This window comes from Streptomyces sp. NPDC012794, from assembly GCF_042901085.1.
In the GTDB taxonomy this organism is placed as follows: domain Bacteria; phylum Actinomycetota; class Actinomycetes; order Streptomycetales; family Streptomycetaceae; genus Streptomyces.
The window spans coordinates 1-11,925 of record NZ_JBIBCI010000009.1; the positions used below are offsets into that span (position 1 = coordinate 1).

8 protein-coding genes are annotated in these 11,925 nt (G+C 72.7%); 5 read left to right on the forward strand and 3 right to left on the reverse strand.

All coding sequences use genetic code 11. The features are described 5' to 3' along the window. Positions 1–220: 220 nt before the first annotated feature. Positions 221–1,639: a peptidoglycan recognition protein gene (locus ACFY7H_RS18200; protein WP_388939139.1), complete on the reverse strand. Its 1,419-nt coding sequence runs from the start codon at positions 1,637–1,639 to the stop codon at positions 221–223. Positions 1,640–1,777: 138 nt separating this feature from the next. Here ACFY7H_RS18200 and ACFY7H_RS18205 point away from each other — a divergent pair, with 138 nt between their 5' ends. The 5 genes from ACFY7H_RS18205 to ACFY7H_RS18225 all read left to right on the forward strand — a co-directional run bounded on the left by ACFY7H_RS18205 (position 1,778) and on the right by ACFY7H_RS18225 (position 9,655). Further along, positions 1,778–2,527, forward strand: a complete 750-nt coding sequence (locus ACFY7H_RS18205) for a TIGR03089 family protein (protein ID WP_388939140.1) — start codon at positions 1,778–1,780, stop codon at positions 2,525–2,527. A gap of 163 nt (positions 2,528–2,690) precedes the next feature. Further along, on the forward strand, positions 2,691–3,968 hold the full coding sequence (locus ACFY7H_RS18210; protein ID WP_388939141.1) for an LCP family protein: 1,278 nt from the start codon (positions 2,691–2,693) through the stop codon (positions 3,966–3,968). A 222-nt stretch (positions 3,969–4,190) separates the two neighbouring features. After that, positions 4,191–5,927, forward strand: coding sequence for an LCP family protein (locus ACFY7H_RS18215; RefSeq protein ID WP_388939142.1), 1,737 nt, complete (start codon positions 4,191–4,193; stop codon positions 5,925–5,927). Positions 5,928–6,272: 345 nt separating this feature from the next. Then, positions 6,273–7,790, forward strand: coding sequence for an LCP family protein (locus tag ACFY7H_RS18220; RefSeq protein ID WP_388939143.1), 1,518 nt, complete (start codon positions 6,273–6,275; stop codon positions 7,788–7,790). A 476-nt stretch (positions 7,791–8,266) separates the two neighbouring features. Beyond that, the gene (locus ACFY7H_RS18225; RefSeq protein WP_388939144.1) at positions 8,267–9,655 is read left to right on the forward strand and encodes an LCP family protein; all 1,389 of its coding nucleotides are present in this window, start codon (positions 8,267–8,269) and stop codon (positions 9,653–9,655) included. A 13-nt stretch (positions 9,656–9,668) separates the two neighbouring features. Here the strand turns inward: ACFY7H_RS18225 and ACFY7H_RS18230 are convergent, their stop codons facing one another. Further along, positions 9,669–11,192, reverse strand: a complete 1,524-nt coding sequence (locus ACFY7H_RS18230) for a glycosyltransferase family 39 protein (protein WP_388939145.1) — start codon at positions 11,190–11,192, stop codon at positions 9,669–9,671. Positions 11,193–11,344: 152 nt separating this feature from the next. Next, positions 11,345–11,881: an acyl-CoA thioesterase gene (locus ACFY7H_RS18235; RefSeq protein ID WP_388939146.1), complete on the reverse strand. Its 537-nt coding sequence runs from the start codon at positions 11,879–11,881 to the stop codon at positions 11,345–11,347. Positions 11,882–11,925: the final 44 nt, after the last annotated feature.

Sequence of the window (11,925 nt, forward strand, 5' to 3'; positions counted from 1 at the left end):
CCCCCCCCCCCCCCCCCCCCCCCCCCCCCCCCCCCCCCCCCCCCCCCCCCCCCCCCCCCCCCCCCCCCCCCCCCCCCCCGCCCCGAAGCCACCCCGCCCCGACCCCCGCCCCACAAGGCAACCACCCGACAGGGCAACGCCCCACCCGCACACCGCCCGGCCAGGGCAACCGCCCGGTCGGGCACCCCCCCACCCCCGAACCGCCCGGCCCGGGCAGAGGTCAGCGGCCCTGGAGCTTCGCCGAGGACGTCCGGGTCGGGGGGAGTTGCTTGTACAGGAGGCGGCCCGGGCATTCCGTCGCGAAGCCGTCCCGGTGGCCCGAGATGACGTGCAGCTTCACGTTCCTGCCCTTCGGGTAGCGGTTGCCGCCGCCCGACTTCAGGGTGGTCTTCGCCCGCGGGTCCGCCCCGAAGAGGCCCAGCTTCCAGGCCGTGAGACGCGCCACCGCGTTCACCGCCGCCGCCGGCGGCGCGGTCGAGGAGTAGGTGCCGATCACCGCGACGCCCATGCTGTCCGTGTTGAACCCCATGGTGTGCGCGCCGAGCACCGGCTTGGCGACTCCGCCCGCCCGGCCCTCGTAGACCGTCCCGCACCGGTCGACGGCGAAGTTGTAGCCGATGTCCCGCCAGCCGCTGCTCACCACGTGGTAGCGGTACAGGCTCCGCAGCACCGCCGGAGCGTCCTTGCAGGCGTACTTGTTGCCGGAGGCCGTGTGGTGGACGAAGGCCGCCTTGACGGTGCTGGTGTAGACGAAGCCCGTCTCGCGCAGGGACTCGTCCGCGCCCCAGCCGCGCCGCGTCACGATCTTCGGGCGGGGCCCGATGTACGGCCGGGCGGCGGCGGCCGCCTGGAACTCGCCCTCGCTCGCGAAGGCGGCGTCGGCCGTGGAGTCCGCCTTGTTCAGCTCCGAGATCTCCAGCGCGCCGAGCGAGGCGTGCGGAAGGTTGACGGAGGAGGACTCCGCCGTCTCCATGGTCATCCCGGGCAGCGCCACCGCGTCGCCCTTGTCGTCGCCCGAGGGGCGGCGCGCCGGGCGGGTCAGGCCTCCCGCGCCGCCGTTCTTGCCGTCCAGGACCGCCACCGGCTGTTCCGCCCCCGGGTCGACGAGCTCGATCCGCATGCCCGACGGCAGCCGGGACGCGGCCCGCGTGCCGGCGTTCTCCGCCTGGACGCGGACCTCCACCCCGTCGGAGGCCCCGACCCACAGCGGGGCGGTGCTGCCGCGGACGCGGCCGTTGCCGCGTTCGGGCGCGTCGGGGTCGGCGGCGTGTTCGCCGTTGTGGGTCTCGACGTCCTGCCAGTCCGACCACTGCCCCGTGCCGACCGCACGGGTGCGGACCTGGACCCGGCCGACGAGCGGTGTGCTCACGTCGTCCCAGACGACACCGACCAGCGAGAACGTCTTGACTTCACGCGCCGCCAGTCCCCGGGTCTCACCCGGGTCCGGTGCGGTGCTCATGCCGGGCACGCCGGGGATGCGGGCGCCCGAGGGGGCCAGGGGGACGAGCGGCAGCGACTGGGTGGAGCCGGCGGGGACCGCCGGGATCGACTCGGCCTGGGCAGGAGTGGTCAGCGTGAGCGGCAGTGCCAGTGCGGCAGCCGTCGCGACGCCGATGGAGGAAGTAAGGAATCCGCGCATGGAAGCGATGCTGAGCACAGCCACCACGAAGCGCCATCGGAGAACTGACGATCCGTCCGACAATCCGTACGACCGCCTCCGCCGTACGGGCGAGCCGCCGCCTTCGTCCGGGCGACGGGCCCGCGTACGCTGGGCCGGGTGAACGCCACTGACCGCACCCCTGCCGACCTGCTGCGATCCGCGCTCGCCGCCGATCCGGGCCGCCCCCTCGTCACCTTCTACGACGACGCCACGGGCGAGCGCGTCGAATTGTCCGTCGCCACCTTCGCCAATTGGGTGGCCAAGACCGCCAATCTGCTCCAGGGCGACCTGGGCGCCGGACCGGGCGACCGGCTCGCGCTGCTGCTCCCCGCGCACTGGCAGAGCGCCGTGTGGCTGCTCGCCTGCGCCTCCGTCGGGGTGGTGGCCGAGGTGGGCGGCGATCCCGCCGGTGCCGATCTGGTGGTGAGCGGCCCCGACACCCTGGACGAGGCCCGGGCCTGCTCCGGGGAGCGGGTGGCGCTCGCGCTGCGCCCGCTCGGCGGGCGGTTCCCGCAGCCGCCGGCCGGGTTCGCGGACTACGCCGTGGAGGTGCCCGGGCAGGGGGACCGGTTCGTGCCCTTCGTCCCCGTCGGCGCCGACGGCCCCGGCCTGCTGGTCGGCGGCGAGGAGCTCTCGTACGCGGACGTGATCGCGCGGGCGCGGGCGGACGCGGCCGCGAGGGGCGCCGGCGAGGGCGCCCGGGTGCTGTCGGGCCTGGGCTACGACACCTGGGAGGGGCTGTCGGCGGGGCTGTACGGGCCGCTGGCCACGGGCGGCTCCGTGGTGCTGTGCCGCAATCTCGACGCGCTGTCGCCGGCCGCGCTGGAGCAGCGCGTCGAGAGCGAGCGCGTCACCCTCAGGGTCTGACCGCCGCCCCCGGTTCGAGCGGCGGTTCCGCCGCGAATTGTCACCCGCATGGCCCTTGCCCCACCCCTGCCCCCGAGCCCGCGACGTCCGCCGGGGGCAGGATCGGCTGAAGGCCGTACTCACCCGTACGGCTGGTCGCCTGGGGTGAGGGGACGGAACGCGAGTGACGGACAGCGCGGGCATACGGGACGGGGCCGGAGCGGCCGGAGGCAGTGGGACGCCTCCGCGCGGCCGCCGGCGCCGGCTGCTGCGCTGGATCGGGCTGGGGCTGGTGCTGCTGGTCATGGCGGGGGCGGCGGCGGGCTGGTGGGTGTACGCCAAGCTCGACGGGAACATCACCGAGGACACCTCCGCCGAGGCCGAGCTGCGCCGCTACGAGCGCGAGCGCCCGGCGCACTTCGGGACGGGCGTCCAGAACATCCTGCTGATCGGCTCGGACTCGCGCTCGGGCAGGGCGAACTCGCGCTACGGGCAGGACGCGGGCACCCAGCGCTCGGACACCGCGATCCTGCTGCACCTGCCGGCGGACCGACGCAGCGCCACGGCCGTCTCGATACCGCGGGACCTGATGACGAGGATCCCGAGCTGCCTGAAGGAGGACGGCTCCCGCACCGGCGAGCGGTTCGCGCAGTTCAACTGGGCCTTCCAGTGGGGCGGGGCCGCCTGCACGATCCGTACGGTCGAACGGCTGACCGGGATCCGGATCGACCACCACATGGTGGTGGACTTCGGCGGGTTCAAGGAGATGGTCGACGCGGTCGGCGGGGTGGAGGTGTGCCTGGAGCGGCCGGTGGTGGACGAGGAGGCCCGCCTCAAGCTCCCGGCGGGCCGGCAGTTGCTCCGGGGCGAGCAGGCGCTCGGTTTCGTCCGGGCCCGGTACGGCCTGGGGGACGGCAGCGACACCGAACGGATGGAACGCCAGCAGCAGTTCCTCGGCTCGCTCGTGAAGAAGGTGCAGAGCAACGGGGTGCTGCTGAACCCGACGCGGCTGTATCCGGTGCTGGACGCGGCCACCTCCTCGGTGACCACCGACCCGGGGCTGGCGTCGCTGCGCGGACTGTACGAACTCGTACGGGGCGTACGGGACATACCGACCGACCAGGTCAAGTTCCTGACGGTACCGCGTCGCCCGTACGCGGCCGACCCCAACCGGGACGAGCTGATGGAGCCCGACGCGACCCGGCTCTTCCGGCAGCTGCGGATGGACCGGCCGCTGACGGTCACCTCTCCGCAGCCCCCTCCGCGGACGGATCCGGAGCCCGATCCAGAGCCCCGTACGCGGCCCTTGGATCCCTCCCCGAAGGACACCGGACCTGCCACGGCACCGGGCCGGACGGCCGCTTCGGAGGGGGCCGAGCCGACCGGAACCGGAAGCGCCGTCCCGCCCGTTCCGGTGCCGACGTTCACGGGAACCACGGCAGCGGAGGCCCGTTGCCGGTAAAGCAATCCAAAAGCCGGGGGTCCGACCGAGCCGGATGGGCGGTTTGGGCCGTTATAGGGGGAGTGGATTTTGTCACGCGCATGGTTTGCGGCTGACCAGGCCGGATAAGGTGAGCGATCCGGTGCACCGGCCGTCAAGAGGCCGTGCACCAGCAGCCGGATCGTTGACCGCGTGCCTGGGGGGAGGCGCGTCGCGAAGCACCGACGGAGGATTCGAGCAACCGTGGATGCGCAAAGCCGTGGGCGGGCGGACGAGATCGACCCCGCAGACCAGTGGGTCCTCAATCCCCGCACTGGCAACTACGAACTGCGACTGGGCCATTCCGCTGCGCAGCAGCACACCGTCGCCGCTCCCCGCAGATCCCGCCGGGCCACCGCCGCACCCTCCGCACCGGCCGTCCCCTCCCCCGCCGTACCCAAGCCCCGCCGCGGCGAGGGCCCGCCCGGCGGACGGCGCGGCGGACGCCCCCGCCGGGGCGGGGGCCCGCCGCGGCGCCGCAAGGTCCTGGTGGCGACGGGCGGGACGCTGGCGCTGCTGCTGATCGCCGGCGGGCTGGGCTCGTACCTCTACTACGAGCACCTGAACGGCAACCTGAACGTCATCGACACCGGCGGCGCGGGCGGCAGTTTCAAGAAGGACCAGCCGATCAACATCCTGGTCATCGGCACCGACAAGCGCAGCGGCAAGGGCAACGAGGGCTACGGGGACGCGGAGAGCGTCGGCCACGCCGACACCACGATCCTCTTCCACGTGTCCAAGGACCGCACCAATGCGACGGCGCTGTCCATCCCGCGCGACCTGATCACCGACATCCCGGCCTGCCCGACGAAGCAGCCGAACGGTTCGGTGAAGGAGATCGCCGGCAGCAAGGGCACCCGCTTCAACAACAGTCTGGGCCAGGAAGGGCGCGACCCGGGCTGCACGATGCGCACGGTCAAGCAGCTGACCGGCATCGAGGTCGACAACTTCATGATGGTCGACTTCAACGCCGTGAAGAACCTCAGCACGGCCGTGGGCGGGGTGCCGGTCTGCGTGGAGAAGGACGTCACCGACCGCGATTCCAAACTGGACCTGAAGGCGGGCCAGCACCGCCTCCAGGGCGAGCAGGCACTGGCCTTCGTGCGGACGCGGCACGCCTTCGGCAACGAGAGCGACCTGGACCGGATCAAGACCCAGCAGCAGTTCCTGGGTTCGATGATGCGGGAGATGAAGTCCAAGGAGACGCTGACCAGTCCGAAGAAGTTCTTCTCGCTGGCGGAGGCGGCCACCAAGTCGCTGACGGTGGACCAGGGACTGGGGTCCATCGGCAAGCTCACCGCTCTCGCCGGCGAGCTGAAGGACATGGACCTCAAGAACATCACCTTCACCACGCTCCCGGTCCTCGACAATCCGAACGAGCCGCCGAACCGCAAGGCGACCGTCGTCCTCAACTCGGCGCAGGCCGAACCGCTGCTCCAGATGATCCGCGGGGACGTCTCGCTCACCGAGGTCGAGAAGAAGGAGACGGCGGCGAAGGAAGCGGCCGACGCCGACGCCAAGAACCGGCAGGACGCGCTGCTCCAGGGCAACCGCGCGGCCGCCGGGGACGTCCGCGTGGACGTGTACAACGGCGGCGGCCCGCCGGGATCGGCCTCCACTACCCTGACCTGGCTGCAGAACAGCAAGGGTGTCCACAAGGCCAGCAACCACGGCAACGCCTCCACCCGGCTGGGCGCCACCCAGCTCGAGTTCGCCCCCAACCAGGCCGATCAGGCCCGGGCGCTGGCGGACATGTTGGGGCTGTCCGGTGCCGCCCTGAAGGTGGGTTCCGTGGACGCGGGTCCGCGGACGCCGATGAAGCTGACGCTGGGCTCCGACTTCAAGGAACCCGGGGCGCCGCTCGGCGCGCCGGCGACCCCGCAGCAGGCACCCGAGGGTGTCCAGCGGGTCGAGGCGGACAAGGCGGTCTGCGCGAAGTGAGCGGCCCGCTCCCCGGGGGCGGGCGGCTATTACGGCACGGCACCACCCAGCACCAGCACCAGCACCAGGCATCTCATTGACCGGCCGGCGTATGACGGGCGGTAGCCGGCAGGACCGGCACCTTACCGACCAGCAGTGATCTTGAGGGGGGTACGCGTGAAGCACAGCAGCGTGCGGGGGGAGGGGGCGCCCGACCAGGCCGCGGACGGTATATCCGACGGCGACGGGAGAGCGGCCGCTTCGGTTCCGCCGCCCCGGAAGGGCTCGGGTACGGCCCGGCCTCCGGAGGGTGGGCTTCCGGTCCGGCGGCGGCGCCGGCGGGTGCTGTTCTGGGTGGCGTCCGTCATGGCGTTCCTGATCCTGGGAACCTCGGCGGCCGGGTACCTCTACTACCGTCATCTCGACGGCAACATCCGCAGCGGGCAGCGCCTGAGCGGAGAGAGCGGCGTGGAGAAGACCCACGCCAACGCCAAGGGCCAGCGCCCGCTGAACATCCTGCTGATCGGCTCGGACAGCCGCAACAAGCCGGAGAACGTCGAACTCGGCGGCAGCCGCGACACCGTGGGGAACCCCCCGCTCGCGGACGTGCAGATGCTGCTGCACGTATCGGCCGACCGGGAGAACGCCTCGGTGGTGAGCATCCCGCGCGACACCCGGGTCGAGATACCCGAGTGCACGGACCCGAAGAGCGGCGAGAAGTTCAAGAAGACCAGGGCGATGATCAACGAGTCGCTCGGCCGCGGCGGCCCCGGCTGCACGCTGGCCACGTGGGAGAAGCTGACCAACGTCTACATCGACCACTGGATGATGATCGACTTCTCCGGTGTGGTGCAGATGGCCGACGCGGTCGGCGGCGTCCCGGTCTGCGTCAAGGACAACGTCTGGGACCGGCCGATAGCCACCTCCGGCGGCGGCTCCGGCCTCAAGCTCCAGAAGGGCACGACCCGGATCAAGGGCGAGCAGGCCCTCCAGTGGCTGCGCACCCGGCACGCGTTCAGCAGCGACCTGGGCCGGGCGCAGGCCCAGCACATGTACATGAACTCGATGATGCGCGAGCTCAAGGGCCAGAACGCCTTCACCGACGTCGGCCGGATCACGGCGCTGGCCGAGGCGGGCACCAAGGCCCTGGAGGTCTCCGAGGAGATCGGCTCGGTCAAGAAGCTCTACAACCTGGCCATGCAGCTCAAGGACGTGCCGACCAACCGCATCACGATGACGACGATGCCGACCTTCCCGGACCCGGCGGACCGGGACCGGCTCATCGTGAACGCGACGGACGCCGACAAGCTGTGGACGATGCTCCGCAAGGACGTGGCCTTCGACAAGAACGGCGCTCCGACCGCCCCGCAGAGCCCCTCCGCCGCGGCCCCGCCCTCCACGTCCGCGCCCGCACCGGGCGCCTCGCAGCCCGCGCAGCCGGGCCAGGAGCCGTCCACGGCTCCGGCGACCGCCCCCGACAGGATCCAGGTCAACGTCGTCAACGGCACCGCCGTCGAGAAGATGCCGCTGGCGCCCCGGCGGGCGAACGTGGTGGCGGAGGCCCTGGTCTCCAAGGGCTTCACCGGGGCCCGGGCGGACAGCGCGCTGACCCCGGAGAAGACCACCGTCGTGCGCTACCCGACCCCCGACCTGGCCGACGAGGCGCAGACCGTGGCGGCGGCCATGGGCGTCCCGGGCACCGCCGTGCAGCAGTCGGCCGACGTAGCCCGGATCACCCTCGTGGTGGGCGCCGACTGGCGCGACGGCACCGTCTACCCGCAGCAGGCGCCGCCCGAGGCCGGTTCCGTGCCGGACACGGCCGACGCCCTCAACGGTTCCGACACCGGGGCCTGCATGGAGGTCTACAAGCCGTACCGCTGGTGAGCGGTTCCGGCTGAACGCGAAGGGGTGACCCGGTCCCGTACGGACCGGGTCACCCCTTCGCGCCGTGTCCGGCCCCGTCAGCGGACAGGGGCCGGACGGAGTCACACGGATGGCACTCCTCGTCGGGCACCGGCATGGTCACCGGGACTGCGGGCTGCCGGCCGGGCATGTCGTCCTTCACGGTCGGGTACCCATGTCCCGTTACCGCGTACGGGGGAAACGGGTGCGCGGCGGACGAGCGGTACGGACAGCGGCTGATCGTATGGGCCTACTGTTCTGACGAATCTGCCCGATGTGCCGGCCGGTCCGCCCGTGAGTGAGCGAACCGCCGGCTCCGTCCCCGTGCTGTCCCCGCGGAGGTGTCCACCGTGCCCCAGCCGCACCGTCCCACCCCAACCGCCAGGCCCTCGCAGCCGCAGCGTGCGCGGAGCGGCGGCCGTCGGGGCCGGCACCGGGACGGCCGGCCCCGGTGGGGAGTGCGGATCGCGGCCGGGATGTCACTGCTGGTCCTGGGATCGGGGGCGGTGGGGCACGCCGTGATGACGGGCCTGGACACCGGGATCGAACGGGTCGACCCCTTCAAGGACATGAAGAACCGCCCGCAGGCCGGACACGGGCTGAACTTCCTGCTCGTCGGCACCGACGGCCGGGACAAGCTCGACCCGCAGGAGAAGCACGAGTACCGGCTCGGCGGCGCGCCCTGCCACTGCACGGACACGATCATGCTGGTGCACCTGTCCGCGGACCGGGAGCGGGCCAGCGTGGTGAGCCTGCCCCGCGACAGCTACGCCGAGCTGCCCGCGCACCGCGACCCGGTGACCGGCAGACCGCACCGGCCCCACCCCGTCAAACTCAACGCGGCCTACGCGGAGGGCGGGCCGAACCTGACCGTGCGCACCGTGGAGAACATGACCCGGGTCAAGATCGACCACTATCTGGAGGTCGACTTCACCAGCTTCATGAAGACCGTCGACGCGATGGGCGGAGTGGAGATCTGCACCGCCAGGGCCCTGCGCGACCAGAACACCGGCCTGGACCTGCGGCCCGGCAGTCACCGGCTCACCGGCGGCCAGGCCCTGCGGTACGTACGCTCCCGCCATGTCGACGGAGCCTCCGACCTGGGCCGCATGCAGCGCCAGCAGCGCTTCGTCGCCGCCCTGATCAAACAGGCCACCGGGGGCGGGGTGCTGCTGAACCCGGTGAAGTTCAAGGAGGTCAGCTCCACCCTGCTGGGCTCGGTCCGGGCCGACCGGGGCTTCGGCTCGGAGCAGATGCTGGCGCTGGGGCAGGCCATGCGGGACTTCACGCCCGCCTCGTCCGAGTTCGCCTCCGTACCGGTCGGGAACCCCTCGTACCGGGTCAAGGGCATCGGCTCGACGGTCAAGTGGGACGGGCCGAAGGCCGCCCGGCTCTTCGAGTCGCTGCGCCAGGACCGGCCGCTCGCCCCGGCCAGGCCCGGTCCCGGCGGCGGACGGCAGCGGCCCGCCGCCGTGCCGGTGGACGTGCCCCCGCAGCAGATCAGGGTCCAGGTGGAGAACGGCACGCGGATCGACGGGCTCGGCGGCCGGGTGGACGAAGCCCTGCGCGCCACCGGCTTCGACACCACCCGCGCCCCCGGCAACGCCGCCAGCCGTGACGTCCGGCGCACGGTGATCGCCTACGACCCGCGCTGGGACCGCTCCGCCCGCACCGTGGCTGCGGCACTGCCGGGCAGCGAGCTGCGTGCCGTCGCCGGGCAGGGCCGCACGGTGCTGGTGACGGCCGGCTCGGAGTACCGCAAGGTGGTGCCGGTGCGCGGCGAGGACCCCTACCAGGACGGGGAGGCGCAGGCGGTCACCGGCGACCAGGTGGTGTGCGGACCCTGAGGCCCCGCCGCCGTCAGCGGACGCGTTCCAGCAGGGAGACGCTCAGGCCGCGCACCGTCTGGCTCTCGGCCACCCGGTAGTGCCGCTCCAGCGCCTCGGCCTGGTCCTCGGGGAGCTTGTGGTACGGGTTCTTCGTGCCGCTCCAGGTCACCACCCATACCCGCTGGGTGGGGCCGAGGCAGCGCACGGGCTGGGCGCACTCCTGCGGGAACAGGTCGTCGCTCGCCAGCGCCGAGCGCTCCGCGAAGACGTCCCGCAGCTGGACGCGCTGCGGCAGGAAGTACTCCACCTGGAAGTCGATCATGTATACGCGGTCCGCGCCGCGCACCGGCACGAACCCGTCCCCCGGCCGGTAGCCCTTGGCGATGATCTGCGCCGCCGCCTCGCCGTCCAGGCCGACCCTGGCCCACTCGGTCCGCATCTGGCGCTGGTCGGGAAGGCCGAGCAGGATCAGCGCGGCCAGGGCGAGCGACCCGGCCCGCGACGGCCGCAGCGCGGCCAGCCCGGCGGCCGCGAGCACCACCCAGGCGGGCAGGGTGAAGAGCAGGTAGCGGTCCATGAAGTACGAGGTGCTGCCCTGCGAGACCACCCAGGCCGCCCCGATCGGGGCCGCCCCGGTCAGGAGGAGCTCCACCGCGGGCCGCCGGCCCCGGCTCCACGCGAGCGGGAGCAGCGCCAGCGCGGCGATGGCGAGGCCGATCATCGGGGAGCCGAAGAGGTTGTTCCACAGGTCGGCGACGCTCCGCAGGTGCGGGGTCTTGATCCAGCTGATCTGGCGGCCCACCTGGCGCTGCCCCAGCAGCACCAGCGGGACCACCGGGACCAGGGCGACGGCCGCCGTCACCGCGAACGCGACGAGGGTGCGCCCCCGCCGGTCCTGCCACCAGCGCAGCAGCACGATCAGGGCGTGCGGCAGCAGGAAGAGCAGCGACACCACGTGGAACAGCCCGGCCGCCGACACCGCGACGGCGTACGGCGCCCAGCGCCGCGGGACCGGCCGCTCCAGCGCCCGCAGCAGCAGCCAGGTCGCGGCGCTGACCGCCAGCACGACGAAGGCGTACGACCGCGCCTCCTGGCCGTACCGGGCGACGGCCGGCACGAACGCGAAGAGCAGACCGGCGAACACGGCCGTCCGGCGGTCGAAGAGCGTACGGGCCGTCAGCACGGCGAAGGCGGCGGCACCGGCCATGGCCAGCGCCGACGGCAGCCTGAGCATCTCGGCCGAATCCCCGAAGACGGATATCCAGCCGTGCAGCAGCAGGTAGTAGAGGCCCGAGACGGCGTCCACGTGGCCCAGCATGTCGACCAGCTCGCCGGTGCCGCGCGAGGCGGCGTTCCAGCTGGCCAGCTCGTCCCGCCAGGGCTGCGCACTCCCGCTCCCGAAGGCACCGACGGCAAGGGTCAGCAGGGCGGCCCACAGCCAGTCGTAGCGGGCCGTGCGGGCGGCGCGCGGGGCCTCCCGGCCGCTCGTGCCCCCGTCCGGCACGGGACGGCCGGAGCCTGCCTCGGCCTCGGTCGCCGTACTGCTGCTGGTCATGCTCGTACCTTCCGGATCCATCGGATCGGCTGAGGGGGGGGTGACGTCGGCGAAGGGGCTGTGCGGGCCTCGCTCGACGTCACAGGGTACGTGGCGGCCCGGGGCCCCACCCAATCCCCTGACGGCCGTTCAGCGCAGGCGCCCCACGGGCGTCAGTCGTCGAGCCCCTCGGCCGCCCGGCGTTCGCGCAGCTCGGTGATCGCCTGGCGGCGGGCGAGCCGGTGGGTGCGGCGGATCTGGGCCTCCTGGTAGCGGCGTTCGTCCTGCTCGGTCTCCGGGATCACGGGCGGGACCTGGCGGGGCTTGCCGTCCGAATCCACCGCCGTGAAGACGAGGTAGGCGCTGCCGACCTGGGTGGCGGGGGTGGACTCGTTCCACCGCTCCGCGAGGACCCGTACGCCGATCTCCATCGAGGAGCGGCCCGTCCAGTTGACCTGCGCCCGGACGTGCACCAGGTCGCCGACGCGGACAGGGGCCAGGAAGGCCATCTCGTCCATGGACGCGGTGACGGCGGGCCCGCCGGAGTGGCGTCCGGCTACGGCGCCCGCCGCGTCGTCGACCAGCTTCATGATCACGCCGCCGTGCACGGTGCCCAGGAGGTTGGTGTCGTTGGCGGTCATGATGTGGCTGAGGGTGGTCCGGGACGCCGAGATCGGCTTGCCCTCGGGTGCCTCCGGTATCTGTGTCATACAGCCACCTTAAGTGCGTCCCGGAGGCATCAGCTGTGCAACAG

Bases quoted from the DNA above. Each gene is read 5' to 3' on its own strand.
- ACFY7H_RS18230 (WP_388939145.1), bottom strand. From the start codon at position 11,192: ATGACCAGCAGCAGTACGGCGACCGAGGCCGAGGCAGGCTCCGGCCGT.
- ACFY7H_RS18220 (WP_388939143.1), top strand. From the start codon at position 6,273: ATGGCGTTCCTGATCCTGGGAACCTCGGCGGCCGGGTACCTCTACTAC.
- ACFY7H_RS18235 (WP_388939146.1), bottom strand. From the start codon at position 11,881: ATGACACAGATACCGGAGGCACCCGAGGGCAAGCCGATCTCGGCGTCC.
- ACFY7H_RS18200 (WP_388939139.1), bottom strand. From the start codon at position 1,639: ATGCGCGGATTCCTTACTTCCTCCATCGGCGTCGCGACGGCTGCCGCA.